We start from the raw sequence: 25,783 nt of genomic DNA, 5'->3' as shown, positions 1-25,783 counted from the left end.
TTTAGGACCGTTCCAATCCGTCATGATACCCGCGTGCGTCGAACGTAGTTTCAATAATTATGAGTGGGTGTTCACCCTCCCGGAAACTTTACCTATCGACGATCGGCCCCGGAACTAAGAAAGCCGACCCTCGGAATTAGTCCGAGGGTCGGCCTGATTGATTTCAGTCGGTCGGATGCGGATTATCGCCCCTTGAGCGAGAGATCCTTGCTTCGATTCTTCTCGATGGCCGTGAGCACGCCATCGTTAACTTTCCGGTAAAGGATCGCTCTGAATGAAGGAGGTGCCTCGCGAGCGATCCAGAGCCGAGCGGATTCGGAAAGTCCTCGACGCCCCTGCGACTCGGCAACGGCCGAGAGTGCGGTGAGTTGCCGGGATGGGAAGGAATAGAGCGGAACGCAAGCCCGAGCGTCATCGAAGCGGCCGAAGGTGATCAGGCTATCGATCAGGACCCCAACCAGGGTTTCTCGCGGGTCTTCCTGGGGGATCATCGAGACGGATCGGGCCGCCTCATTGTATGCGGCGGTCGCCTCTTCGGGACGTCCGTTGAGAGCCTGTCCTTCCGCAAGACGGATCAGCGCATCGGTCCGTGCTTCGGGTTGTTCCATGTCTCGGGCGATCTGGAAACCCCTGGGGAACTGGCTCGAAGCGGCGGCGTTGGAGATGATGCTGTAGGAGGCGTAATTCTTCCAGATCGGCCGCTCGATCATCGCGGCGTGCTGGCTCGCCGAGACAAGGAGTTGATCGGTGAAGGTTCGGAGGTCGGGGGAGAGCTTCGCGGGATCGGGCTGACCCCCCACGAGCCGGAGAGGATCGGTGATCAGCCGAGAGCTGCTGAACGCCTCGCTCTCGACGATTCGGAAGAGGGTCTCGGTCCGAGCTGTGATGTTCTCCAGGGTCCGGGCCAACCTGACGGCCTCGGCCCATTCCGGTACGGCTGCCTGAAGCCTGGCCTTCCGGGTGTCCGGAGGGAGCGCGGCCGCAGGGGTCCTCTCTCCGGCGGTACGGGGAGGGACCGATTCGGCAGGAGGGGGGGTAGGCGGAGCCGACTCGGATGAGGAGCGCGACTCTTCGGGCATCGAGTAATCGAAGTCGGAATAGTCGCTCATCCGCTCTTCGGCCAGATTGAGCAAGGCGCTGACGATCGCGGTGATTCTCTGATCGCGGATCAGATGGTTGGGAGCCGCGAGTGCCGCGGGACCTGCCTCGAAGAGTGCGGCGTGGGCCTCATCCATTTGACGGCTGAAGATGGCGGTCTGGGCGATCCGGACCAGGGCCAGGGCTCGCTCGCCCGGGTCGGCCACCGACCGTGCATCGGTCAGCAATGTGGGCGAGACATTGCTGAGCCCGCCCAGGGGACGACCGTCATCGATGCCCGGTATCCCCCTTCGGTCGATCGGCCTGGTCAGGTCGGCGCTCGGAAATGCTCGAGGTAGGGGGGAGGTGGACAGGCCCTCGCGTCCCGTCCCTGTCGAGCCGATCGTCCCCGATTCTCGACCCGTGCCCGTGGCACCGGGGAAACCGGATGACATACCTGTACCGGTCCCCGAACCGCTCCCACTGGAGGGTGGGAGGCCCTGGGCCAGCGTTTCCGACGTATAGGAGAGAGCCAGCCCCAGGCCAATCGCCGGGATCGCTCGCGTGATTCGATCGCGTCTCATGGGGTCATTCCTTGCGGGTCCACGCCGGACCGGGCGGACTCCAGGGAGGTCGGACACGGGTCGAGTTCAGAGATGCGACTCGACTTCCGAACATCCACCCGAAACATTCCTCGCGATCCGAGGTCGGTCAAGTCGGCAGACCCTCTTCGAAACTCGATTATGACCTCATCCTGACGATTGGGTCATCTGAAATATTCCCCGAACCGAAAAGACGGCCGGCTCTGCCTGTTCAGCGCACGGGCCGATGACTACCCTGGGAGAAACGAACGAGGGAAATCGACCTTTCACTGTAGTAGGCTCGGAGGCAAGACTTTGGACTGGCATGCGACCACGATCTTGTCGGTTCGACGTGGTGGCCGCGTGGCGGTGGGCGGCGATGGTCAGGTGACCCTCGGGAACACCGTCATGAAGGCGGACGCCGTCAAGGTCCGAAAACTCCTGGACGGCAAGGTCCTGGTGGGCTTCGCCGGCAGCGCGGCCGACGGATTCGCCCTGCTCGAGCGATTCGAAGCCAAACTCCGCGACCACCCTGATAGCTTGCTGCGGGCCGCCACCGAACTCGCCAAGCTCTGGAGGACCGACCGGCTCCTGAGGAGACTTGAAGCGATGCTGGTCGCGTCCGACCGCAAGCACAGCCTCCTCTTGAGCGGCTCTGGAGACGTGATCCAACCGACGGACGGGATCCTCTGCGCGGGTTCCGGTGGAGGCTACGCCCTGGCGGCCGCGAGAGCCCTGATTGCCCACACGGACCTCTCCGCGTCCGCGATCGTCCGTTCCTCGCTCGAGATCGCGGGCGGGATCGACATTTATACCAACACTCAACTGACGGTCGAGGAATTACATTCCGACTCCTAGCGAGCCCGAGCAGCGAGGTTGGATTTACTGTTCTTACTCTCCCGATGATCGCCCCATCGAACTCGTGAACGAGGGAAAACCATGCAGGACCTGACCCCTCGCCAGATCGTTGCCGAGTTGGACCGCGACATCATCGGCCAGGCCAATGCCAAGAGAGCCGTCGCGATCGCCCTCCGAAATCGCTGGCGTCGCAAGCAGCTGCCCGACGAACTTCGGGCCCAGGTGATGCCCAAGAACATCCTCCTGATCGGGCCGACCGGCGTGGGTAAGACCGAGATCGCCCGACGACTGGCCAAGCTGGTCGGTGCCCCTTTCGTGAAGGTCGAGGCCACGAAATACACAGAGGTCGGGTATTACGGCCGTGACGTGGAAAGTTTGGTCCGCGATCTCGTCGAGGCATCCATCGCGCTGGTGAAGTCCCAGGAACGGGAAAAAGTGGCGGTCAAGGCGCGGGATCGAGTCGAAGCGAAGCTGCTCGATCTCCTCCTTCCGATGGGCCCCACCGCCCCCCACTGGGCCGAGGGATCGCCCGGACACGATGAGGCGGCGGAACGTCGAGAGCGCTCTCGGGAGAAGATGAAAGCTCGGCTGGCCGCCGGCGAGCTGGAGGACAGCCAGGTCGAACTCCTGATCCCGGGAAAGTCCGTGGCCCCGGTTTCGATCCTGGGCGCGGGTAACATGGAACAGATGGAGATGGACCTCCAAGGGATGTTCGAGAAGATCATGCCCCGGCCGACCCAGTCCCGGTCGATGACCGTGGCCGAGGCCCGGCCGATCCTCCTGGAAAACGAGTCGGAGAATTTGCTCGATCCCGAGAAGATCCAGCGGGCGGCCATCGAACTCGCCGAACAGTCCGGTATCATCTTCCTCGATGAGATCGACAAGATTGCCGGCGGAGAGGACGGTGGGGGCAAAGGCCCCGACGTTTCGCGACAAGGAGTCCAGCGCGACCTCCTGCCGATCGTCGAGGGTACCACGGTGAATACGAAATATGGCCCGGTCAAGACCGACCATGTGCTGTTCGTCGCGGCGGGGGCCTTCACCCGAGCCAAGCCTTCCGATCTCATGCCAGAATTGCAGGGACGATTTCCGATCCGCGTGGAACTCCAGGATCTGACCCGCGAGGACTTCGCGCGAATCCTCAGGGAACCCCGTGCTTCCCTGGCCGTCCAGTATCGCGCCCTCCTGGCTACCGAAGGTCTGGAAGTGATCTTCACCGATGATGCCATCGATGCGATGGCCAACCTCGCGTATGAAGTCAATCGATCGACGCAGAACATCGGCGCTCGTCGGCTCCACACGATCCTCGAAAAAGTCGTCGAGGAAATCTCGTTTGAAGCGACCGACCGCGTCGAGAAAAAGATCACGATCGATGGGGCTTATGTTCGCGAGCGGCTCGATCCCGTGGCCGACGACGATGAATTGAGCCGGTTCATTCTTTGATCACCCTCGACGATTCCCGGACCCGAGAGATGGAGTCATGCCCGAAGATTCTCTTCCACTACTGAATGTTTACGAGGTTCTGAATGAGGATGGCAAGACTCGCCATCTCCTGACATTCCTGAGCCCTGACCGGGTTGAAACATCGGGAATTCAGCCTCGATACATCGTCGGCGAAGTCACCCCGACCGATTTTGGAGGCTTCGACCCGCTCAGTCTCCAACTCAACCCCCAATTCATTCAGGCACTCGCGACCTACATGAACGAGGTCGTCGGACACACTCCCGAGATCGCCACCCAGGCCCGGTCGTCCGCTTCGGAATGGACCTATATCATCGACCCCAGGAACCGCGACGAACCCGGCGTCGAGCCTCCACCGGTCGACTTTGTCGGGGCCTTCGCGGTCGACGAGTCGGGACAAATCGTCCACGGATCGTTCGTGTACAATCAGAGCCATACCCTGGTCGACCCGGAAAGAGGATATTCCGGGATCTTCACCGACCGCCGATTCTACGACTGGCTTCATTCTACCGAGGAACCGAGTCCCGATTCGGTGGATGAAGTTTGATGAATGAGGGTTGTGTGGGAGCGTGTTCAGACGGATTCACCGGCGAGCCAGCCGGTGCTCCAGGCCGCCTGAAAGTTGTACCCACCAATCAACCCGTCGAGGTCGAGAACCTCTCCGATGAAGTGAAGGCCGGGCTGGGCGCGGCTTTCCAGGGTCTTCGGCTCGACCTCGTCGAGGGCCACTCCTCCGCTGGTTACCTCGGCCTTGGCAAACCCCAGCGTCCCGGTCACGGGCAGGCGAAGCCCCTTGATCGCGCCGACGAGCCGTTTTCGTTCCTCACGGGAGAGATCCGGTCCCATCCGATCGACGGGGACCTGCGAATGGATCATAACCGCTTCAGCTAGCCTCCGAGGAAGGCATTCGGGCATCAGCCCGGTCACCGCTCGACGACCCGATCGGCCCGCGGCCTGGAAGTATTGATCAAGCTCCTCGGCCCGAGTGTCGGGGGAAAGATCGAGGACCAGGTCGAGGCGTCCCGGCCCTTGATGACGGGCCACCGCGCGGCTGACGTCGAGGATGGATGGGCCGGTGAGACCGAAGTGCGCGAAGAGTAGGGCCTCGCGACGCTCCAGGAGTGTAGGACCCTCCCCGGAACGGATGCTGGCCGTCACATCGGGCATCGTCAGGCCCTTGAGGGTCGGCACCCAGGTCGGTTCGACTCGGATCGGAACCAGGGCTGGTCGAGGCTCGACGATCGTATGACCGTATTTTCGAGCAATCGCGTAACCGTCGCCGCAAGTCCCGCATCCCGGAAACGATTGCCCGCCCACGGCGACGATGACCTTTCTGGCCCTCGCGAAACCATCCGGCAAGCGTATTTCGAAGCCATTGTCGAGGGCTGTAACGTCCAGAACCGGAGTGGACGTTCTCAGCTCGGCTTTCGAGCGGTGCAGTCGTCGAACCAGGGCATCCACAACGTCCGACGCTCTATCAGAAGCAGGAAAGATCTTGCCATTGCCTTCGATCTTCGTCACGACCCCTTCGGACTCGAACATTTCCACCGTCCGCTCGACGCTGAGCGATCGGAGGGAAGGCCCGAGGAACTTACCGCCTTCGCCGAAGGCTTGCTGGATACTCCTGGCCCCTCGAGCTTCCTCCGGATTGTAGAGAGGGTCGATCGGGCCGGAGATGACACGGAGATCGCGAAGCCCTCTCGCATTGGTGAGGTTGCAGCGGGTCCCGCCCGACATCAGGATCTTGACCCCGGGTCGTCGATTCTTCTCCAGAAGCAGGACCGAGAGACCTCGTTCGGCCGCGCGAATCGCCGCGCAGAGCCCCGCCGCTCCGGCCCCGAGGATCGCGACGTCATGGAAGGGGAGGTCCTGGCTCATCGGCTTCGGTCGCTCCGGGTGATGGTGGATCACCAAGAATACCATCATCGATCGCAAAGCCGTGAGGCCGACCGGCCTAACGATCATTTATGATCAAGCTCGATTTCGATGGAATAACCAGGGGACTTCAACCATGGGTGGCGTGTTGGTCAGCGACTTTGATGGGACGATGACTCGTCGAGACTTCTTCCAAATCTTCCTCGAACGGTTCAAGCCGTCGGGTGCATCCGGATTTTGGGACGAATATTTGAAGGGGCGGATCACCCATTTTGAAGCCTTGCGATCGATATTTGAGTCGGTCGCGCCCGGCGAGCCTGCCCTTGTGGAAGTCGTCGGGGCGATGGAGCTCGATCCCGACCTCGCGGAAGAATATCGTGCCCTGGAAAGATCGGATTGGCGAGTCATCGTCGCCTCGGCCGGCTCGGATTGGTATATCCGGCGACTGCTCGACGAAGCACGGGTCGATCCTGAATTACACGCCAATCTGGGGCGGATCGTGAATGGTCGCCTGGTGATGGAGTTACCGACCGACTCTCGATACTTCTCGGCGGAAGTGGGAATCGACAAGTCGGCGGTCGTCCGAGCCGCCATCCTCGAAGGAGGAACCGTAGCCTTCGCGGGCGACGGCAAGCCCGATCTGGCGGCTTCCTTGCTGGTCCCGGAGCACCTCCGATTCGCCCGAGGGGTTCTCGCCGAGGAACTGACCAGTCTGGGAGAGACCTACCATCGCTTCGATCGATGGACCGACATTTCTCGAGCGTTGCGATCGTGGTCCGGGCTTGCCTCAAAGTAACGGATCAGGAGGCCGAGAAGAGCTTGAAGACCTCCCTCGCGATCATGAGTTCTTCGCGAGTATGTACGACCAGGATTCGCGAGGGAGAATCGTCAGTAGCGATGTCGCAATCGCGAGGTTGGCTTGAATTTCGAATGGTGTCCAGGTTCAGGCCGAGGAATCCAAGCCCCTCGCAAGCGGTTTCTCGGAGTGAGGCGCTGTTCTCGCCAACTCCGGCGGCAAAGATCAGCGCATCGAGCCCTCCCAGGGTCGCTGAGAGCGAACCGATTGTGGATCGGACCCTGGCCGCGTAGATCTCCAGTGCAAGCCGGGCCTGATCATTCCCGGCGCCGGCGGCGGCCTCGACTTCGCGGTAATCGCCCGAAATCCCGGAAACTCCCTTGAGCCCGGAGGCGTGATTCAAGGCTTCGTCCATCTCGTCGAGGCCGAGCTTCCGCTCCTTCAAGAGATAAAGCAGGATACCGGGGTCGACCGAGCCGGATCGAGTTCCCATCATCAGGCCGGCCAGGGGCGTGAAGCCCATGGTCGTCTCGATTGCCCGTCCACCCCGGACCGCCGAGGCCGAGCAGCCGTTGCCCAGGTGGCAAATGACGAGGCGAAGTGACGCCCGATCGCGTCCCAGGATCTCTGCGGCCCGACCCGCGCAATAGTCGTGACTGATCCCGTGGAAGCCAAATCGGCGGATTCCCCAGTCCTCGGTCCAGGCATGGGGGACGGGATAGATCACGGACGATCTTGGCATATCGACGAAGAAGCTGGTATCGAAGACGGCCACCTGAGGGAGGTCCGGTCGAGCCGCCCTCGCGGCCCTGATCGCGGCGAGTGCATGGGGGTTGTGCAGCGGGGCCAACTCACTCAGGCGGTCGATCTCCTTCTCGACCTCGGAGTCAATCAGGACGCTCGACCGAAATCGACTCCCTCCGTGGACGACCCGATGGCCGATCGCGGCGATCTCGGAACCGGACGATTCGACGACCTGTTCGATTGCGAGAGAGGCCGCCGAGCCGGGGTCGGAGGACTCGGACGGGAATCGTTGCTCGGCTTCCCCCTCGATTCGGATCGAGACCTCGGCGGGTCGGCCCCGACCCCGCCAATCCACCTCACCCGAGATGGTCGAGACGAGGGTCGGGGAATCGAACAATCCGAACTTCAAGCTGCTGGAGCCTGTGTTGAGGACGAGGATGCTCAACGGAGTGCTCCCGGTAGAGATTCAAGCATCGACCCGGTGACGCGCGGAGACGGTACCGTCTTCGTTCTGGATCAACACGGTTTCCGCCATATCGACGAAGAGGCCGGTCCCCACAACCCCGGGAATGTACAGGATGGCATGCTCCAGGGCGGCGGCATCGTCGATGGGTCCGACCTTGCAATCGAGGATGGGGTTGCCGTTGTCGGTGACGTAAGGAGTACCGTCCTGATTGAGCCGAAGCACGGGAGGCAGTCCGAGAAGTTCGAGCTTGCGACGGGCTAGAGGCAGGGCAAACGGGACGACCTCGACCGGGAGCTTGCCATGCTCCCCGAGGTGGGAGACCTCCTTCTCGGGTCCAATCAGCACGACGAACCGCTTCGAGGAGGCGGCCACGATTTTCTCGCGGACCAGCGCCCCACCGTACCCCTTGATCAAATTCAAGTTCGGGGCAACCTCATCGGCTCCGTCGAAGGTGATATCAAGCTCGCCGGCCAGATCGAGCGTGGTCAACGGAATGCCCAATTCTCGGGCAAGTCCGGCGGTGACCTCGGACGTGGGAACTCCGGTGATTCTCAGGCCCGCTCGGACCGCCGGCCCGAGTGCCTTGACGAATGCGGTCGCCGCTCGGCCTGTTCCCAGGCCGATTACGGTCCCATCACGGATCATTTCCAGGGCTCGTTCGGCGATCGTCATGGGCGGCTCTCTGTGGTTCGGCGAACAGGCAAGGGATGAATGATGTGGTCGATATCCCGACCTAAGAGGATATCATCCCTCTCAGTATTTGGAGAATCGACCTGGATTCGTGATGGCAATGCCCGGGAATCGGATCAACGATCCGGATCCCGGTCTTCAAATTGGTTTCCCATCTGAAGACCGGGATCCGGGATGGGCGCGAGCTCTTCACTCCCAATCTTACTTGGGAGCGGAGATCACCTTGCCGTTTCGCCCAGCCGCGACGAGCTTGAGTTGGTCCTTGGCCGCTTCGGCGACCTTCTCGGGCGAGAAGCCGAATTTGCTCTGCAATGCCTTCAGCGGGGCGGACGCCCCGAAGGTGTGCATGCCAATCTTCGCGCCGGTCTTGCCGGTGTACTTCTCCCAGCCGAAGGTCGAGGCCTGTTCGACGTAGACCCGCGCGTGGACGTCGTGCGGGATCACGCTTTCCTGATACTCTTCGGGCTGATGCTCGAAGATGTCCCAGGACGGCATGCTGATGACCCGGGCTTTGATCCCCTCGGCCTTGAGGGACTCGTAAGCGGCGACGCAGAGAGAGACCTCGGAGCCGGAGCCCATCAGGAGGACGTCGGGCTTGCCGTCCTCGGCGTCCGCCAGGATGTAAGCCCCCTTGGCGACCCCGGCGGCGGAAGCATACTTGGTCCGGTCGAGCGTCGGGAGATCCTGGCGGGTCAGGACCAGGAGGGCAGGCTCGTGTCGGAGTTTCATGACCACCTTCCAGGCCTCGACGCATTCGTTGGCATCGGCCGGCCGGAGGACGACGAGCCCGGGGATTGCCCGCAGGCTCGGCAGTTGCTCGATCGGCTGGTGAGTCGGGCCGTCCTCGCCGACCCCGATCGAGTCATGCGTGAAGATGTGGATCGTCGGGATTTCCATGATCGCCGAGAGCCGGATCGAGGGCCGTGCGTAGTCGCTGAAGATGAAGAATCCCGCCCCGTAGGGACGGACCTTGACCAGCGACATCCCGTTCACGAACGCCGCCATGGCGTGCTCACGGATGCCGAAGTGGAAGTTCCGACCGCCATAGTTATCGGGCTCGAATGATCCGGCGTCCTTCGCGGTGATCTCGGTCTTGGTCGACTCGTTCAGGTCCGCGGAGCCGCCGATCAACCAGGGGACGTTCGGGGCGATCGCGTTGAGGATCTTGGCAGATGCCGCCCGACCGGCCAGGCCCTTCGGATCGGCCGGGAAGGTCGGAAGATCCTTATCCCAGCCGTCGGGCAGCTGTCTATGCTGCATCTGGTAGAGCTGTTGTGCCTCGGTGGGATACTTGGCCTTGTATTCGTCGATCTTGGAGAACCAGGCGTCGCGAAGGGCCTTGCCACGCTTCCCGATCCCTGCCTCGAAATGGTCGTAGACCCCGTCGGGGACGAAGAATTTCTCGGTCGAGGAGGCGTATTTCTCCTTCCATGCCAGGATCACGTCGTCGCCCAGGGGGGCACCGTGGGCCTTGGCACTATCCTGCCTCGACGATCCCCAGCCGATATGGCTGTGGACCACGATGAAAGTCGGGCGGTCGTGGGTCTCCTTGAAGGTCTGGAGAGCCTTGGCGATCGCCTCGGTATCGGTGGCGTCGGCAACTTCCAGGACATTCCAGCCATACGCCCGGAATCTCGCCGCGGTGTCCTCGGTGAAGGTGATCGAGGTGGAGCCGTCGATCGTGATACGGTTCGAGTCGTAAATCCAGCAGAGGTTGGAAAGCTTGAGGTGTCCTGCCAGACTGGCGGCCTCGGACGAGACCCCTTCCATCATGTCGCCGTCGCCGCAAAGGGCATAGACGTCGAAGTCGAACAGGTCGAATCCGGGCTTGTTGTAGTGGGCGGCGAGCCACTTGCCCGCCGAGGCCATCCCAACGCTCGTCGCGACTCCCTGACCGAGCGGGCCGGTGGTCGTCTCGACCCCGCTGGTCCAGCGATATTCGGGGTGGCCGGGGCACTTGCTGTCGAGCTGGCGGAACTTCTTCAGGTCTTCAAGGGTGACGGATGGCTCGCCGAGCCGTTCATAATCCTTGTCGACCGACTTGACCCCGGTCAGGTGGAGGAGCGAGTAGAGCAGCATCGAGGCGTGGCCGATTGAGAGGACGAACCGATCGCGGTTCGGCCAGATCGGATCTTCGGGATCGAAGCGGAGAAACTCCTGCCAGATCGTGTAGGCGACGGGTGCCATCGCCATCGGCGTCCCCGGGTGGCCTGAGTTGGCCGCCTGGACTCCGTCCATCGACAAAGTCTGGATTGTGCGGATGCAACTCAGGTCGAGGTCGTCTTGGGCGGGCATCAGACAGGCTCCCAGTGAAAATTAAGCGAAGGGTGAACGTCTTTCGCCATTCGAAGAGCAGAGTATAACCGACTCTAGCATCGAAAAAAGGACCTCGGGTTGGGAAGGCCCTGGAGTCAAGCGGACGAGTCGCCGATGGAGTGAGCGCGCCGCGCGCCGCCCGGTCCGAAATTCTCCCCATCTCATGGAAGGACCGGCCGGGCCAGGCGGCGATTATCGAACCCAACTCAGTCTGATTTCTGGGATTAAACGCCCCACTTCCAGTTGCGGATCTCGGGCATGTCTTCGCCATGTTCCCGAATGTAGTGACGATGATCGATGAGCTTGTCCCGGACGAACTGTTTCTCGTAGGCAGCCCTGGGTCCGAGTTTCGGCACCCGGTCGACAACGTCTTCGAAGAGGTGGAAGCGATCGAGTTCGTTCAGTACGGTCATGTCGAAGGGGGTCGTTGTCGTCCCTTCTTCCTTGTAACCCCGGACGTGAAGATTTCGGTGATTGGTCCGTCGATAGGTCAGTCGATGGATCAGCCAGGGGTAGCCGTGATAGGCGAAGATCACGGGCTTGTCGCGCGTGAAGAGGGCGTCGAACTCGAAGTCGCTCAGCCCGTGGGGGTGTTCGCTGGAGGGCTGGAGTTTCATCAGGTCGACCACGTTGATGACGCGGACCTTGAGATCGGGCAACTGCTTTCGGAGGAGGTCGACCGCTGCGAGAGTCTCCAGAGTCGGGACATCCCCCGCGCAAGCCATCACCACGTCGGGTTCGACTCCACGGTCGTTGCTGGCCCACTCCCAGATCCCGATCCCGGCCGTGCAATGCTTGATCGCCGAGTCCATGTCGAGCCACTGAGGCGAGGGTTGCTTGCCGGCGACGATCACGTTGACGTAGTGGCGGCTCCGAAGACAATGGTCGGTCACCGAGAGCAAAGTATTGGCATCGGGGGGCAGATAGACCCGGACCACATTCGCTTTCTTGTTGACCACGTGGTCGATGAACCCGGGATCCTGGTGGCTGAAGCCGTTGTGATCTTGCCGCCAGACGTGCGAGGTCAGCAGGTAGTTCAGGGAGGCGACCGGCCTTCGCCAGGGGATCTTTCGGGTCGACTCCAGCCACTTGGCGTGCTGGTTGAACATCGCGTCGATGATGTGGATGAACGCCTCGTAGCACGAGAAGAATCCGTGCCGTCCGGTAAGGAGGTAGCCTTCCAGCCAGCCCTGGCACTGGTGCTCGCTGAGCATCTCCATGACCCGCCCATCGACGGCCACGTGATCGTCGTTCGGATAGATCTCGGCGACCGACTCTCGACTCGTCACGTCGAAGACGTCGCCCCAACGGTTAGAGGCGGTCTCATCGGGGCTGAAGACCCGGAAGTTGGCCTGACCGGCATTCATCGACAGGACGTCGCGGATCAGCTTGCCCTGGACCCTCGTGGCTTCAGCCTCAACATCGCCGGGTTGATAGACTGCGACGGCGTAGTCGCGGAAATCGGGGAGTCGGAGGTCTTTCAGGAGCAGTCCACCGTTGGCGTGGGGGTTGGCCCCCATCCGACGATCGCCGACGGGGGCCAGTTCGGCCAATTCGGGGATCAACGCGCCGGACTGGTCGAATAGCTCCTCGGGCCGGTAGGACTTCATCCATTCTTCGAGGAGCTGGATGTGCTTGGGATGATCGGCCAGGCCCGAGAGCGGGACCTGGTGGGCTCGGAACGTCCCTTCGATCTCGATACCGTCGACCACTTTCGGCCCGGTCCATCCCTTGGGGCTCCGAAGGACGATCATCGGCCAGCGTGGTCGGTCGGAGAAGGTAAAACCGGTCGAGCGTGCCTCGGCCTGAATCCGGCGAATCTCCCGGATCACCTCGTCGAGGGTCCCGGCCATCAACTGGTGCATCGTCTCGGGGTCATCTCCCTCGACGAAATAAGGGGTGTATCCATACCCCTTCATTAGATCGGTCAGCTCATCCTTGCCGATCCTCGCCAGGACGGTCGGTCCGGCAATTTTGTAGCCGTTCAGGTGGAGGATCGGCAAGACCGCGCCGTCACGGACCGGGTCGAGGAACTTGTTCGAATGCCAGCTCGTGGCCAGGGGGCCGGTCTCGGCCTCGCCGTCACCGACGACCGCGCAGACCAGTAGGTCGGGGTTATCGAACGCCGCGCCGAAGGCGTGCGAGAGCGCGTAACCGAGTTCCCCCCCTTCGTGGATCGAGCCGGGAGTCTCGGGTGCGACGTGGCTGGGAATGCCCCCCGGGAATGAGAACTGTTTGAAGAGCCGCTTCATCCCCTCTTCATCCCGGCCGATATTGGAATAAACCTCGCTATAAGTTCCTTCCAGGTAAGTGTTCGCGACAAGTCCAGGCCCGCCGTGCCCTGGCCCAGCGATGTAGATCACATTCAGATCGTTGGCCTTGATCAATCGATTGAAATGGGCGTAGATGAAGTTCAGTCCGGGCGTGGTTCCCCAGTGACCCAGCAGCCGAGGCTTGATGTGCTTCAGTTCAAGCGGTTCTTTTAGTAGGGGGTTGTCGAGCAGGTAAATCTGGCCAACCGACAGGTAATTCGCCGCTCTCCAGTAGGCGTCTATCTTGCGAAGCTCGTCGATCATCAATGGTTCGGACGCGTTGCCCACGATGTCATCTCTCCATGCGACTCGGACGGGTCTTCAAGGCCAATCCCTCGACCACGAGGGCATGCTCACCCCGGCTCGCAGTATCAAAGGTTTGACCGGCCTGGTCAACCGGTCGACAAGAGGCGAATCCCTGGAAAAGGGTCGGGATCGAGAAACGGGAGGAATATTGAAGACGATGGATGAACTCGACCTCGATCTCGGATTTTGTCGGATTCGACCCTTAAAGTTCGCCGACGCCGCTTCGATCGCCCGGGAGGCGAACGATTTTGAAATCTGGATCAATCTAAGAGACCGCTTCCCCCATCCCTATCGTCTCGAGGATGCTCTGGCCTGGCTTGGACTTGTGGTTGGATGTTCACCCGCGACCGATTTTGCGATCGAGGTGGAAGCTCAAGCCATCGGCGTGGTGGGAATCACGCCGGGTGTGGACGTCTTCCGGCGATCCGCCGAGATCGGTTACTGGCTAGGGCGAGGTTTCAGAGGACGTGGGATCACCACGGCCGCTGTCCGGGAGGTCACGAGGTACGCCTTCGATCGATTCGACCTGATCCGGCTTCAAGCGGGGGTCTTCGCCTGGAATCCCGCCTCGGCTCGGGTCCTGGAAAAGTGCGGATACGCCCTGGAAGGTCGACTTCGATCGTCCGTCATCAAGAATGGCCGGATCACGGATCAACTCTTGTATGCCTCGATCCGAGATTGATCAAGGATTCAGGACATCGAACTCGTCGAGAGGCTTGAGATCAGCCGGATCCGGGGGAGCGACCGGCCGGTAAGCCTTGACCCATCCTCCCTTCTGGAGCGAGCTCATCCGGAGTTCCGTCTCTTGAACACGTCCCTTAACCGACTCATCCTGGCCTGCGACCGTGATGTTTTGGTGAAGGATCTTCAGGATTCGACCGCGTTCTTCAACTTTGGCGACGATCGCGGTGTGGTGGGGATACTCTTGATGCCAGCTCCGCCATCGACCCCGGCCGATGGATCGCCTGCCGTGGAAGACTGCGTCCCGAAACTGGAGAATATCTCCCGGCAAGACGTCCTTGAAATCAATGATCGGTTCGCCCCAACTATAGTCGCCCGATGGATCGCGAAATGAAGGCCGGCATGCCCCGGCGGCCTTGAGAGCCTCGATCGCGAGGGTGATGCAGATCCCATTTCCCACGGGCTTTCCCAGATTGGCTTGAGCGAAATCCACCACGGATGCATTCAAGGGAGGCAAGGATACCGAAGCCCTGGGAGAACCCGGTCCGACGACGATCACGGATGCGACCAGGAAGCGGACCGTGCCAATCATGACGGATCACTCCACGGTGGCCGGATTAGTGGCTTGCCATGGCCTTGATCCTATCTCGTCTGGGGTCGGCCGACGAGAGGGAAACGATCTCGACTCGACTGTCGAGAGGACCACGACCCACGCCGAAGGGTGAAGCCAACCGAGGGATGATGATCTCGCCCTCTAGGTCCTCGTCACGGGAGCAGAGTGGGAGAGAGACCTGAAACACGTGATGACCCACCCCGAAGAACGCCAGGATGTAAGGCATCGGAGCGTCTTCCTCGGTCCGACGGGCCAGCGCCGCCCAGGAGAACGGGGAAGCTTCGGGGAGAGTGTGAACGAAACAGTCGACTCCTTCGAAGGTCCGGCTGTCGAGTTCATGGTCGGGATTACCGACCCACTCGATCGTATCCTCGGAGAATTGAAGATCTTCTTCGGGCAAGAGCAACAAGGCCGAGCGGATTAGTCCCTTGAATGCGGCGACCGGGACGAAGCAGAGTGAGCCGGTCTCATCGCCGAACCGGGTGGCCTGCACGAACCAGTCCAGGTCGAAGGCGAGGCTTTCTCGGAAGAGGACATGACAGTCATCGCATTCCTCGAATGTCAACAGCGAGGAGTTTCCGATGCTCGAAGGGATAACGAGTCGGGGTTCCTGGAAGGAGACCCGAGGAGCCGTCTGCTCGCAGAAGCGGCATCTCCGATCGTCCGAATCTCCCAGATGAAGCGTGCCGACTCCATCGAGTCGATGCCGGCTCACGACTTCGTAATTCAGGCTGAAGCGGAGTTCCTGCTCGGCCGCCAGCCAATCGTGATCATGCCGACCATGTGCATAATGTCTTCGGACCCATCGGTAATAGGCCGCCATGCCGATCTGTTCGTTGGTCGGGAACATCCTGCGCCTCGTCCTGGTCGACGGCCCGGGGCCTCCCGGGCGATGGGCCGGGTCATGCCGGACGGTCCAAATCCGGCGATCCTGAGAGCCGGGTAAGAGGCCCTGTGCCCCGGCCGGGGTGAGTCGGGCAACGACTCAACCACCATGGGGATAAGGTCGCCAGGAACCGAGGCGGACTTGAGCAGGTCGAAGACTTCAATACTTCCGTCAAGTGCGACGGAGGACCTTGACGAAAATTCGGCCCGCACGATCGTCAAGGCTGTTCAGGCTTCTCTGGGAGTGGTGCGGACTTGATCGGAATCTGAATTTCCCAGAGTCGCTGATCGCGAGGGGTCATCGGTCCGTGGTAGCCCAGTCGCCGCGTCGAGCCATCCTCCACCCACTCCGATTTATGTTCGTCGAGCCAGGACTTGAGGATCTCGGTTCCCCGACGCATCCGGTCGGAGTCGAGATCTCCCTGGACTCCCAGGCAGACGAAGGTGGCTGCCGGGTGATCCTCGACCTTGACCGATCCGACTCCCTGCCCGATCTGACCCTGGGTGGGCGATCGATAGACAAACTCCATCGAGACGTCACCCGTCGCCTTCGGCTTCTGGAGCATCTCGGGGGTGTAGGTGTTGACGACCGGAGTGGTCATCGCGATCTCGGATCGGGAGATGTGGCGAAAGAGCGGGAAGAAGAGGACGTTGTCGCTGCCCAGGGCTGCCCCGGTCCCTCGGGCCACCGCGCTCCGGTAGGCCGGGTATTTCTTGACCTCGATCAAGCCCGGGGCGGTACCTCCTGGCCATCCCTCGGCCAGTGGAGCATCCGAATCGGCCGCCTTGACCTGAACGCTCGGGATGACGAATTCTTCCAGACGCTTGACCTTGTCCTCCGAGCTCGCCCAGCCCGGAATCATCAGGATCACGCCGGGGAGACAATACATCAGGCGAAGCATCGGAAGACTCCAGGTGGGGTGATCGATCGTCAGGATCGGGTTCGCGAAGTTGTTCTCGAGTTGAAAGTGGACATGTCGCCACTGATCGTCAACCTGATCACTTGTACTTTCGATGCTCCGATCCTGGCGATTGCCGAGATCTGGCTTCCTGGCTTATTCCGCTTTCCCGGGAGAGGGCTCGTAGCCGGGTTTGGGCTTGCCGTCCTCGCCGAGTTTGTCGGCGGCCCACAGTAGCCCTCGGGTGAACATGTCGAGGTAGACCGGATCGCTCATCGTCCGATTGTTGTGAGCCAGGGTGGTGCCGAAAACTCGACCCTTCCCGAAGGGATGGGACCAGATTACCGGGTTATCCTTACCGTTCTCTTCGGCCTTGGCCTGGGCCAGGACGGTGGTCTCGGGCCAGACTTTCTCGATCCAGTAGAGTTCCTCGTTACCCGTGGTCCAGGTCTCCGGGAACCCCTTGAGGATTGGATTCTCGGGCTTCAAGTTCTTGACTTCGAGCGGATGTTGCTTCCCGTGCCGAAAGGTCGAGACTCCGAGGAACTTGTGCCATTCGTCGGATTTCAGGGCCCGGAAGGTGTGCATCGCACAATGGACGACGACGGCGGGCGTGCCGTTCTTGTGGGCGGCGACCACCTTGTCGATGTAAGCGGCGTCGTCAATGTTGGCGAAGCATTCATTGTGCACGACAACGTCGTAACCGTCGGCCCAGTTCGGATCTTCGAAGAGGGGGATCTTGTGGCTATCCTCGGTGCTGGTGTCATGGACGATCGTCCACTCCACATTGGCACGGGCCGAGACACCTTCGGTCATGATCGACTTCTGGTGGGCGTAGTCATGGTAACCGCCCCCGGTGATCAGAAGGGCCTTGATCGGCTTGGCGGCATTCGTTTCGCCCGAGTTGGCCGTGGGCGCGATGAGCAAAATTGCAAGGAAGGTTGAGAGTGACCCGGCGAGTGCAGTACGGACGATCATCTTTAGTTTTCCTGGGGTGGGAGAGGTCTGGTCGATCGGACATTCCGTCGGACGGAAGGCGACAACTTCACCTTAAACCGATCGCATGGCTCTCGGAAGTCCGCGGATCGGATTTGTGGGAGGTAGGAGGGCTGGCGCTTATCCTGCCTCTTGCCAGGATCCTCGCCGGGAGCGACCATGAGTCGTCCTCAACGACCTTCAAACTGCGGGATCGAACGATTATGAGAAGATTGACCTCCGTGATGGCCATGTCGATCGGGCTATGGTCCGCAACCGCGAGCGGCGTCGATGTCGTGATCGGTCCCAAGACTTTCCGGGTTCCCGACGGCTTTCTCGTCGAAAAGGTGGCCGGGGCACCCCTGGTCGACCGGCCGATCGTCGCAGATTTCGACGAGGCCGGACGTCTCTTCGTGGCAGACTCCTCGGGTTCCAACGATAAAGTCCAGCAACAACTCGAAGATCGGCCACACCGGATCGTCTGCCTGGAGGATACCAACGGTGACGGCCTGTTCGACAAATCGACGGTCTTCGCCGACCGGATGATGTTCCCCGAAGGGGCGATGTGGCTCGACGGCTCGCTCTATGTCTCGGCGCCCCCTTCAATCTGGAAGTTGACCGACACCGATGGCGACGGCGTCGCCGACCAGCGTCAGGAATGGTTCCAGGGCAAGACGCTGACCGGGTGCGCCAACGATCTTCACGGTCCATACGCGGGGCTCGATGGCCGGATCTACTGGTGCAAGGGAGCCTTCGCCCCCCAGACCTACGAGCGCCCCGGTCGCAAGCCGCTGGAGACTCGGGCGGCGCACATCTTCCGGTCCAAGGTCGATGGAACCGAGATCGAGCCGGTCATGACCGGCGGGATGGACAACCCGGTGGAGGTCGCCTTCACCCCCGAAGGCGAGCGGATTTTCACGACGACCTTCCTTCAGCAACCCGGGGGAGGTTTCCGCGACGGTCTGATTCACGCTCTCTATGGCGGGCTTTACGGCAAGGTCCATGACGTGATCGATAATCATCCTCGGACGAGCCCCGCTCTCCTTCCCCCACTCCTCCACATGGGCCCTGCCGCTCCTTCCGGCTTGATAAGGGCCGAGTCCGATGCCCTGGGCGTGCCAGACGCGCTCTATGCCACCAGCTTTAATCTCCGGAAGGTAATCCAGGTCGGGCTGAAACCAAAGGACGGGAGTTTCGAGCCGTCCAGTCTCGACATCCTCGTCTCCGACGACCACGACTTCCACCCGACCGACGTCCTGGAAGACGCCGACGGGTCGCTGCTCGTCATCGACACGGGCGGATGGTACAAGCTCTGCTGCCCCACTTCACAGCTCGTCAAGCCCGACGTTCTGGGGGCCATTTACCGGGTCCGCCGAACAGGGGTCAAGCCGCCCGAGGATCCCCGAGGGCTCAAGCTCTCCTGGAATTTGATGAAGCCGGCCGAACTGACCGGTCTTCTCGATGACCCTCGTCCTGTGGTCCGCAAGCGGGCCATCGCCGCCCTCGGTCGGTCCGGGATGCCGGCCGTTCCCGAACTGAGCAAGGTCATCCAATCCAGCCCATCGACCAGGGGCCGACGCAATGCCGTCTGGGCGGCATGCCGGATCGACTTGCCCGAGGCTCGGGCCGCGGTCCGATTGGGTCTGAATGACCCAGAGGCGTCGATTCGCCATGTCGCAGCCCAGGCAGCAGGCCTCTGGCGAGATCGCGAGGCCGCAGATCGAATGGCCGTGCTACTGGGAGAATCCGAGTCCCAGGTGGCTCGCGCCTCCGCGGAGGCCCTGGGGCGGATCGGGGATTCCTCGACGATCCCGGCCCTGCTCAAGATCGCCGGGAGATCGACAGCCTGGGCCGTCCGGCACTCCGCAACCTACGCCTTGATCGAGATCGATGATTCGGAGGCAACGCGTGCGGGCCTGACTCAGGCCGACGCCGGCATCACCCGGGCGGCCTTAACGGCGATCGACCAGATGGAGAGTGGGAAACTCTCACCCGCTCCTTTGATCCGTGCCCTGAACTCACCCGACGAATCTCTCCGGGAGACGGCCTGGTGGATTGCCGGACGCCATCCCGAATGGGGTGAGGCTCTATCGGGATTCTTCCGATCCAAGTTCGGGGCTACCGATGTTTCGGCGGTCGATCTCGCCGAGTTGGAAAACCGGATCGCCTCGATGGCCCGCTCCGAGTCGATTCGTACTCTGATCGGCGAGGAACTGGCGAATGGCCGGAATCCGCTCGCGGTTCGGCTGTCCCTGCTCCGTGCCATGGCCCGCTCCGGGCTCAGGGATACTCCCGACTCCTGGGTTGAGGGTCTGACGCTGGCACTGAATGAACCGTCCACGATCGCGCAGGCCGTCGCCACGGCCCGAGCGATCCCGATCCGTCCCGAGCAGTCACGAAAGCTCAACCCTGCCTTGCTGGGAGTTTCCGAGCAGGAGGCTCAGCCGGCTGAGGTCCGACTCGGTTCACTGGCGGCCATCCCGGGCGGTCTTCGCGAAGTCTCACCGGCGACCTTTGATTTCCTGATCGGGCAACTGGCCGGTGATCGACCCGTCTCCGCCCGGACGACCTCCGCTGATGTGTTTGCCAAGGCCGCACTCGCTCCCGACCAGTTCTCGAAGCTGGCCATTGCTCTCGGTCAATCGGGGCCACTGGAGGCGGGACGGTTGCTCGATGCCTTCGACAAGGCCCAGGGGGAGGTGATCGGTGGCGAGCTGGTTGCGGCACTCCTACGATCTCCAGCTCGTTCCACGCTCCGGGTCGAGACTCTCAAGCCTCGACTGGCCCGATTTGGGCCAGGAACGGCCGAGTCAGCCGTCGTACTATTTCGGGCGATCGAGATCGATACCGCCGATCGGAGTCAACACCTCGAATCGCTACTGGCTAACCTTTCCGGCGGCGATATCCGGCGCGGGCAGCAGGTCTTCAATGGGACGAAGGCCGCCTGTGCCACATGTCACTCGATCGGCTACGTCGGGGGCAAGCTCGGTCCCGACTTGACCAAGATCGGCCAGGTCCGCGCCGAGCGCGATCTGCTCGAAGCGATCGTCTATCCCAGCGCGAGCTTTGTCCGGAGCTACGAGCCGGTGTCCATCGCCACGACCGACGGTCGGACCTTCTCGGGAATCCTGAAGAAAGACGCCCCGGATGAAGTGATCGTGGACGTGGCCGCCGACAAGGAGGAGCGAATTCCCCGGGACCTGATCGAGGAGATCATTCCCGGAACCATCTCCGTCATGCCGGCCGGGCTCGACAAGCAACTGACCCCGGCCGAGTTGGTCGACCTGGTTACCTTCCTGAGGGCAAGCCGCTAATTTACCGGACCCGATGCTCGCCGCCCGACGGTTTCGGGCGGCTAGCGGGCCGGATATCCTGAGGCCGAGATTAGGTTGATTCGTCCCTCAAGGTCAAGCAACACACCTAAAACCAAAGGAAGCGCTTCCATGTCTCGGATCGCATTGATCGCCCTCCTCAGCCTAGCCTCGGTGTCTCCCGCCTGGGCCCAGGAGACCCCAAAAACGCGCGTCTATATCGGGACCTACACGGCGCCGAACAAGAGCAAGGGGATCTACCTCTTGGAGCTGGACCCCGAGACGGGAGCGCTGGTCTCGAAGGGTGTGGCCGCCGAGACGACCAGTCCTTCTTTCCTGGCCCTCCATCCCAATGGTCGGTATCTCTATGCCGCCAATGAGGTCGACCAGTTCGCCGGAAAGAAGGCCGGGGCGGTCACCGGGTTCGAGGTCGATCCGAAGACCGGCACCCTCAAAACCTTGAACGCCCGGACGTCGGGCGGTACCGGCCCTTGTTATGTGACGGTCGATCCGACAGGGTCGGTGGTCCTGGTCGCGAATTATGGAGGCGGGAGCCTCGAAGCCCTGCCGATCCAGGACGGGGGGAAGCTCGGCGAGCCGACCAGCTTCATCCAGCATAAAGGGTCCAGTGTGATCAAGGGGCGTCAGTCCTCCCCTCACGCCCACTCGATCGACCTGGATGTGTCGGGCAAGCTCGCCGTCGCCTCCGACCTCGGGCTCGACAAGCTGATGATTTATCGGCTCGATCCCAAATCCGGAACGCTCGCTCCCAACGTCCCGCCCTATGAAGAGATGGCTCCCGGATCGGGACCTCGGCATTTTGCCTTCCATCCCGACGGCCGTCATGCCTACGTCATCAATGAGATCGATTGCACGGTGACGGTCCTCGACTTCGATACGACGCGTGGGGCACTCTCCCGAATCCAGACGATTTCGACCCGCAAGCCGGACGCCCCCAAGAATAACAACTCGACCGCCGAGATCCTGGTTCATCCTTCCGGCCGGTTCGTCTACGGATCGAATCGGGGCGACAACACCCTGGCGATCTATTCGGTCGAACCCGCCTCCGGCAAGCTCACCCTGGTCGGCTTCCAGCCCACCGGGGGCAAGACCCCTCGGAGCTTCGGGATCGATCCCACCGGACGGTTCGTTCTGGCGGCCAATCAGGACTCCGACACTGTCGTCGTCTTCAAGGTCGACGCCCAGACCGGTCAGCTCCAGCAAGTCGGCGATCCGGTCCAGGTTCCCTCGCCCGTCTGCGTGAAATTCGTCCCGGCCGGTGAATGAGCCCTCGCCGATCATCGAAGGGGAGGTGGCGGCTTTCCCACCTCCTCAGTTCATCGAGTAACATGACCCGGAGTCGAGTGGCCATGCCTCCGAGGATCTCCGCCTTCCCCAAGTGCTACCTCGACAAGATCGCCGGAGAGAGATCGATGTCGGTTTTCGACTGGATCGAAGAGGCCCGTTCGCTCGATGCCGACGGTCTGGAAATGTACGAGGGCTTCTTCGAAAGTCTCGACAACGATTACGTGGACCGGGTGGGTCGAGCAATCGCAGCGGCCGGTTTCGCCATGCCCATGCTATGCTGCTCGCCCGACTTCACGCATCCCGACCTCGCGGCGCGAACCGCGGCGATCGACAGGCAAATCGCGATGATTCACCTGACCCGGAGGTTGGGCGGGGAAGGGGCCGTCTGTCGGGTCCTCTCGGGACAGCGTTATCCCGGTCTTGGCCTGTCCGAGGGGCTCGATCGCGTCGTCCCTTGCATCGAGGCCTGCCTGGTCCAGGCCCGCGAGGCCGGCGTCGTGCTCGGTCTCGAGAACCACTACAAGGACGGCTTCTGGACCTACCCGGAATTTGCCCAGAAACGCGAGGTCTTCCTCGCGCTCCTCGACGCGATCCCGGAGAGGACTCATTTCGGAGTCCAGTACGACCCGTCCAACGCCCTGGTCGCGGGAGACGATCCCGTCGAGCTCCTGGAGATCGTCGCCGATCGCGTGGTGAGCATGCATGCGAGCGACCGCTATCTCGCCGAAGGGGCGACCCTCGATTCACTCCGCCAGTCAGACGGGACGCTCGGGTATTCCGCCGATCTCCGGCACGGAGTCACCGGCCGGGGGATGAATGATTACGACGCGATCTTCCGGATCCTGGCCAAACATCGGTATCAGGGTTGGATCAGCATCGAGGATGGAATGAACGGCATGGAGGAGATGGCGGAATCGCTGGCCTTCCTCCGAGAGATGGTCACGAAATATTTCGTGGAGCCTCAAGCGGCCTATCAGATCTGAACGGAAGGGTGTGCCTGGATGACTCGACCCCTCCGGACTGCCTTGGTGGGTTGCGGCAAGGTCGGCTCGATCCACGCGAAGGCGTTGAGATCGCTGGCCGAGTCGGATTTCGTGGCCGTCGCCGACACGAGCCTCGATCGCGCCGAGTCCTTTGCCGGGACGTACGGAGCGAGGCCATTTTCCGACCCTGCCGAGATGTTGACGACCGCCCGACCCGAAGTTGTAATCCTGGCCACCCCTCACCCGCTCCATGCCGAGGCGGCGATCCAGGCGGCCGAGGCCGGGGTGCACGTTCTGGTTGAAAAGCCCCTGGCCAGCTCGCTTCGCGACTGCGATGCGATGCTCGGGGCGGCCCGGAAGTCCGGAGTCACCCTTGGCGTGGTCAGTCAGCGTCGGTTCTATGAACCCGTCTTGAGGATGAAGCAGGCGATCGACGCCGGGAAGATCGGGAAGCCGGGACTCGGTATTTTCTCGATGTTCTCCTGGCGAGACCACGCCTATTATGCCTCGGACCCCTGGCGAGGCCGATGGGATGCCGAGGGCGGAGGCGTTCTCGTCAATCAATCGCCCCACCAACTCGACCTCCTGCGCTGGTTTCTCGGCGACGTCGAGGAGGTCAGCGGGACCTGGACCAACCTCAATCATCCCGAGGTCGAGGTAGACGATACGGCGGTCGCGACTCTCCGATTCCGGGACGGTGGGCTCGGTTCGATCGTGACCAGCCTCTCCCAACGTCCGGGGCTTTATACCAAGGTCCACGTTCATGGGACGAACGGAGCGTCGGTCGGGGTCGAGACCGATCGCGGGGCGACCTTCGTGGCCGGGGTATCCGCCATCGCCGAGCCCCCGCTCAACGACCTCTGGACTATCCCCGGCGAAGAACATTTCCTCCCTCGTTTCCAGGAGGAAGATCGAGCCCAATTTGCCTCGATTGACGCGACCACCCACTACCACGCCTTGCAGATCCGGGATTTCCTCCGCTCGATCCTCGAAGATCGCCCCCCACTGGTGAGCGGCGAGGATGGACGCGAGGTGGTGGCCCTGTTCACGGCGATCTATCGATCGCACAGAGAAGGACGCCCGATCCGCTTCCCCGTCCGGGCGGAAGACGGCGACGGACGTCCTTTATCGGCCGGGACGATCAGGCCAGCAATTCCGGGATCACCACGCCGCTTCCCGCGGCGGAAAGTGGTCGACCCTGTCGATCCGTCAACATGAGGGAGGGATCGACCCCCAACAGGTGATAGGCCGTGGCCAGGAGGTCTTTCGGGCTCACCGGCCGCTCGGCGGGATCGCTGGCGATCTTGTCGGATTTTCCGATCACACGCCCTCGACCGATCCCTCCACCGGCCAGGATGGCCGAATAGCACCGCGACCAGTGATCGCGTCCTCCCCCGTTCGCCGCGCTGATCTGGGGGGTCCGGCCGTGCTCGCTCAGGCAGAGGACTAGTGTTTCGTCGAGTTGACCGCGCCGATCGAGGTCGATCAGGAGCCCCGAAAGGGTCCGATCGAGTCCGGGAAGGAGCTCATCCTTCATCCGGGCGAAATGGTCCCAGTGCGTGTCCCAGCCCGATCCGGCGAGGCCATATTCGTCCCAGAAGACGGTCACGAATCGACCACCGGCCTCGACCAATCGACGGGCCGTCAACGAGGCCTGGCCGAACAGGGTCATCCCGTAAAGGTCCCGCGTCTCGGCGGACTCGCGATCGAGTTCGAACGCCTGGCGGATCTTCTCCGAGGCCAGGAGGGAATAAGCCATCGAACGATGCCGATCTATCCCCGTCCCCTCGACGTCGAAGCCCTGGCGGGCCGCTTCCATCTGTTCGAGGAGCGACCTCCGGCGGTCGAGCCGGTCGATCTCGACGGAATCTTCGGAGGAACCACCCAGACGGAATCGGCTTTCTGGGGTGATTCCTCGATAAAGCTCCATGTCGTCCCAGACTTGCGATTGCAACGTCTTGCGGGCCTTCACCGTGCCTTGCCCGACGAAGTCGGTCGCGATCGGGTCGTAGGCCCCGCCGAGGAAGCCGGCATAGGGGCCGGCCCGGGGGACCTCGCCAACTCGATGACTACTGAAGGCCCAAGGCAGGAGCAAATTCCCCGCCACGTCGGCCGAGGAGCCTCGACCCATCCGGTCGGCATAGTCGACCACCGAGCCGATGAAGGGGTAATGCGAGGAGTCCCGAGGGTTCAGCTCCTCGGGCCCGCTGATCCTGGGGATGCCGGTCAGGGCGTAGGCGACCCCGTGAAGCGGGTAGGGGTGGGTCACGGATCGGACGACCGACACCTTGTCCATCACCCGCGACATCTCGGGCAAGCGATCGCAGATATTCAGCCCAGGGACGCTCGATGGGATCACCCCGAATTCGCCCCGGATCCCCGAAGGCGCATCGGGCTTGGGATCGAAGGTCTCGAGCTGGCTAGGTGAACCGTACAGGAAGAGCAGGATACAAGACTTGGCGCGACCGAAGCCGGGAAGGTCCGACGCCGCTTTCGAGGCGACCGAGGCCGAGGAAGTGCCTCGACTCGCCGATAGCCCCATGAGCCCGAGTGAGCCCACGGTCAGCAAGTCGCGTCGTGTCAGCCCGTTGCAAAGTCGCTTCGGACCGCCAAGAACTCGGATCATGGGTCACCTCGTCGGACCGA

Annotated in this window: 20 protein-coding genes; 9 read left to right on the top strand and 11 right to left on the bottom strand. The window is 62.1% G+C overall.

The window, feature by feature from the left end; all coding sequences use genetic code 11:
* Nucleotides 1-182: 182 nt before the first annotated feature.
* Nucleotides 183-1,661, bottom strand: coding sequence for a hypothetical protein (locus tag P12x_RS20650; protein WP_435006612.1), 1,479 nt, complete (start codon nt 1,659-1,661; stop codon nt 183-185).
* A gap of 312 nt (nt 1,662-1,973) precedes the next feature.
* Here P12x_RS20650 and hslV point away from each other — a divergent pair, with 312 nt between their 5' ends.
* The 3 genes from hslV (at nt 1,974) to P12x_RS20635 (ending at nt 4,524) form a co-directional block, all read left to right on the top strand.
* The gene (gene hslV, locus P12x_RS20645; protein WP_435006610.1) at nt 1,974-2,516 is read left to right on the top strand and encodes an ATP-dependent protease subunit HslV; all 543 of its coding nucleotides are present in this window, start codon (nt 1,974-1,976) and stop codon (nt 2,514-2,516) included.
* An 81-nt stretch (nt 2,517-2,597) separates the two neighbouring features.
* Complete coding sequence (gene hslU, locus P12x_RS20640) at nt 2,598-3,959, top strand: ATP-dependent protease ATPase subunit HslU (RefSeq protein ID WP_435006609.1); 1,362 nt, start codon at nt 2,598-2,600, stop codon at nt 3,957-3,959.
* Between the two features lie 37 nt (nt 3,960-3,996).
* Complete coding sequence (locus P12x_RS20635; protein WP_435006608.1) at nt 3,997-4,524, top strand: hypothetical protein; 528 nt, start codon at nt 3,997-3,999, stop codon at nt 4,522-4,524.
* A gap of 26 nt (nt 4,525-4,550) precedes the next feature.
* Here the strand turns inward: P12x_RS20635 and P12x_RS20630 are convergent, their stop codons facing one another.
* Nucleotides 4,551-5,855 (bottom strand): NAD(P)/FAD-dependent oxidoreductase, encoded by a 1,305-nt coding sequence (locus tag P12x_RS20630; protein WP_435006606.1) that lies wholly within the window; start codon nt 5,853-5,855, stop codon nt 4,551-4,553.
* 133 nt (nt 5,856-5,988) lie between these two features.
* Between P12x_RS20630 and P12x_RS20625 the strand changes: the two genes are divergently transcribed.
* Nucleotides 5,989-6,648: an HAD-IB family phosphatase gene (locus P12x_RS20625; protein ID WP_435006605.1), complete on the top strand. Its 660-nt coding sequence runs from the start codon at nt 5,989-5,991 to the stop codon at nt 6,646-6,648.
* 4 nt (nt 6,649-6,652) lie between these two features.
* On the opposite strand, the gene P12x_RS20620 is transcribed toward P12x_RS20625, so the two are convergent.
* The 4 genes from P12x_RS20620 to P12x_RS20605 form a co-directional block, all read right to left on the bottom strand.
* A complete protein-coding gene (locus P12x_RS20620; RefSeq protein WP_435006603.1) occupies nt 6,653-7,837 on the bottom strand; it encodes an acetate/propionate family kinase in 1,185 nt (394 codons plus the stop codon).
* 21 nt (nt 7,838-7,858) lie between these two features.
* Nucleotides 7,859-8,530 (bottom strand): ribose-5-phosphate isomerase RpiA, encoded by a 672-nt coding sequence (rpiA, locus tag P12x_RS20615; RefSeq protein WP_435006602.1) that lies wholly within the window; start codon nt 8,528-8,530, stop codon nt 7,859-7,861.
* A 219-nt stretch (nt 8,531-8,749) separates the two neighbouring features.
* The gene (tkt, locus tag P12x_RS20610; protein WP_435006600.1) at nt 8,750-10,843 is read right to left on the bottom strand and encodes a transketolase; all 2,094 of its coding nucleotides are present in this window, start codon (nt 10,841-10,843) and stop codon (nt 8,750-8,752) included.
* A gap of 245 nt (nt 10,844-11,088) precedes the next feature.
* Nucleotides 11,089-13,464: a phosphoketolase family protein gene (locus P12x_RS20605; protein ID WP_435006599.1), complete on the bottom strand. Its 2,376-nt coding sequence runs from the start codon at nt 13,462-13,464 to the stop codon at nt 11,089-11,091.
* A gap of 1 nt (nt 13,465) precedes the next feature.
* Between P12x_RS20605 and P12x_RS20600 the strand changes: the two genes are divergently transcribed.
* The gene (locus P12x_RS20600; protein ID WP_435006597.1) at nt 13,466-14,164 is read left to right on the top strand and encodes a GNAT family N-acetyltransferase; all 699 of its coding nucleotides are present in this window, start codon (nt 13,466-13,468) and stop codon (nt 14,162-14,164) included.
* Here P12x_RS20600 and P12x_RS20595 read toward each other — a convergent pair whose 3' ends face one another.
* From P12x_RS20595 to P12x_RS20580, 4 genes are all read right to left on the bottom strand, one after another.
* Entirely contained in the window at nt 14,165-14,755 is a 591-nt protein-coding gene (locus P12x_RS20595) for a hypothetical protein (protein ID WP_435006595.1), read from the bottom strand.
* Nucleotides 14,756-14,780: 25 nt separating this feature from the next.
* Nucleotides 14,781-15,626 (bottom strand): DUF2934 domain-containing protein, encoded by an 846-nt coding sequence (locus P12x_RS20590; RefSeq protein WP_435006594.1) that lies wholly within the window; start codon nt 15,624-15,626, stop codon nt 14,781-14,783.
* A 253-nt stretch (nt 15,627-15,879) separates the two neighbouring features.
* Nucleotides 15,880-16,563 (bottom strand): heme-binding protein, encoded by a 684-nt coding sequence (locus tag P12x_RS20585; RefSeq protein WP_435006593.1) that lies wholly within the window; start codon nt 16,561-16,563, stop codon nt 15,880-15,882.
* A gap of 153 nt (nt 16,564-16,716) precedes the next feature.
* Entirely contained in the window at nt 16,717-17,538 is an 822-nt protein-coding gene (locus P12x_RS20580) for a ThuA domain-containing protein (RefSeq protein ID WP_435006591.1), read from the bottom strand.
* Between the two features lie 221 nt (nt 17,539-17,759).
* On the opposite strand from P12x_RS20580, the gene P12x_RS20575 reads away from it, so the two are divergent.
* The 4 genes from P12x_RS20575 to P12x_RS20560 all read left to right on the top strand — a co-directional run bounded on the left by P12x_RS20575 (nt 17,760) and on the right by P12x_RS20560 (nt 24,355).
* Complete coding sequence (locus P12x_RS20575) at nt 17,760-20,849, top strand: PVC-type heme-binding CxxCH protein (protein WP_435006590.1); 3,090 nt, start codon at nt 17,760-17,762, stop codon at nt 20,847-20,849.
* A 129-nt stretch (nt 20,850-20,978) separates the two neighbouring features.
* Nucleotides 20,979-22,133 (top strand): lactonase family protein, encoded by a 1,155-nt coding sequence (locus tag P12x_RS20570; RefSeq protein WP_435006589.1) that lies wholly within the window; start codon nt 20,979-20,981, stop codon nt 22,131-22,133.
* An 83-nt stretch (nt 22,134-22,216) separates the two neighbouring features.
* Complete coding sequence (locus P12x_RS20565) at nt 22,217-23,137, top strand: sugar phosphate isomerase/epimerase family protein (RefSeq protein WP_435006587.1); 921 nt, start codon at nt 22,217-22,219, stop codon at nt 23,135-23,137.
* Between the two features lie 18 nt (nt 23,138-23,155).
* Nucleotides 23,156-24,355, top strand: a complete 1,200-nt coding sequence (locus P12x_RS20560; RefSeq protein ID WP_435006586.1) for a Gfo/Idh/MocA family protein — start codon at nt 23,156-23,158, stop codon at nt 24,353-24,355.
* Here P12x_RS20560 and P12x_RS20555 read toward each other — a convergent pair.
* Nucleotides 24,279-25,763 (bottom strand): DUF1501 domain-containing protein, encoded by a 1,485-nt coding sequence (locus P12x_RS20555; RefSeq protein ID WP_435006584.1) that lies wholly within the window; start codon nt 25,761-25,763, stop codon nt 24,279-24,281. The genes P12x_RS20560 and P12x_RS20555 overlap by 77 nt on opposite strands.
* Nucleotides 25,764-25,783: the final 20 nt, after the last annotated feature.

The sequence above is a fragment of the Tundrisphaera lichenicola genome (assembly GCF_051175385.1).
GTDB classification, from domain to species: domain Bacteria; phylum Planctomycetota; class Planctomycetia; order Isosphaerales; family Isosphaeraceae; genus Tundrisphaera; species Tundrisphaera lichenicola.
This window is presented reverse-complemented; position numbering and strand designations above follow the sequence as displayed.

Coding starts and splice junctions, on each gene's coding strand:
- P12x_RS20590 (WP_435006594.1), bottom strand. CDS start 15,626: ATGTTCCCGACCAACGAACAGATCGGCATGGCGGCCTATTACCGATGG.
- P12x_RS20595 (WP_435006595.1), bottom strand. CDS start 14,755: ATGATTGGCACGGTCCGCTTCCTGGTCGCATCCGTGATCGTCGTCGGA.
- P12x_RS20560 (WP_435006586.1), top strand. CDS start 23,156: ATGACTCGACCCCTCCGGACTGCCTTGGTGGGTTGCGGCAAGGTCGGC.
- tkt (WP_435006600.1), bottom strand. CDS start 10,843: ATGCCCGCCCAAGACGACCTCGACCTGAGTTGCATCCGCACAATCCAG.
- P12x_RS20585 (WP_435006593.1), bottom strand. CDS start 16,563: ATGCTTCGCCTGATGTATTGTCTCCCCGGCGTGATCCTGATGATTCCG.
- P12x_RS20580 (WP_435006591.1), bottom strand. CDS start 17,538: ATGATCGTCCGTACTGCACTCGCCGGGTCACTCTCAACCTTCCTTGCA.
- P12x_RS20650 (WP_435006612.1), bottom strand. CDS start 1,661: ATGAGACGCGATCGAATCACGCGAGCGATCCCGGCGATTGGCCTGGGG.
- P12x_RS20555 (WP_435006584.1), bottom strand. CDS start 25,763: ATGATCCGAGTTCTTGGCGGTCCGAAGCGACTTTGCAACGGGCTGACA.
- P12x_RS20630 (WP_435006606.1), bottom strand. CDS start 5,855: ATGAGCCAGGACCTCCCCTTCCATGACGTCGCGATCCTCGGGGCCGGA.
- P12x_RS20600 (WP_435006597.1), top strand. CDS start 13,466: ATGTCATCTCTCCATGCGACTCGGACGGGTCTTCAAGGCCAATCCCTC.
- P12x_RS20635 (WP_435006608.1), top strand. CDS start 3,997: ATGCCCGAAGATTCTCTTCCACTACTGAATGTTTACGAGGTTCTGAAT.
- P12x_RS20575 (WP_435006590.1), top strand. CDS start 17,760: ATGAGAAGATTGACCTCCGTGATGGCCATGTCGATCGGGCTATGGTCC.
- P12x_RS20565 (WP_435006587.1), top strand. CDS start 22,217: ATGCCTCCGAGGATCTCCGCCTTCCCCAAGTGCTACCTCGACAAGATC.
- P12x_RS20625 (WP_435006605.1), top strand. CDS start 5,989: ATGGGTGGCGTGTTGGTCAGCGACTTTGATGGGACGATGACTCGTCGA.
- P12x_RS20570 (WP_435006589.1), top strand. CDS start 20,979: ATGTCTCGGATCGCATTGATCGCCCTCCTCAGCCTAGCCTCGGTGTCT.
- rpiA (WP_435006602.1), bottom strand. CDS start 8,530: ATGACGATCGCCGAACGAGCCCTGGAAATGATCCGTGATGGGACCGTA.
- hslU (WP_435006609.1), top strand. CDS start 2,598: ATGCAGGACCTGACCCCTCGCCAGATCGTTGCCGAGTTGGACCGCGAC.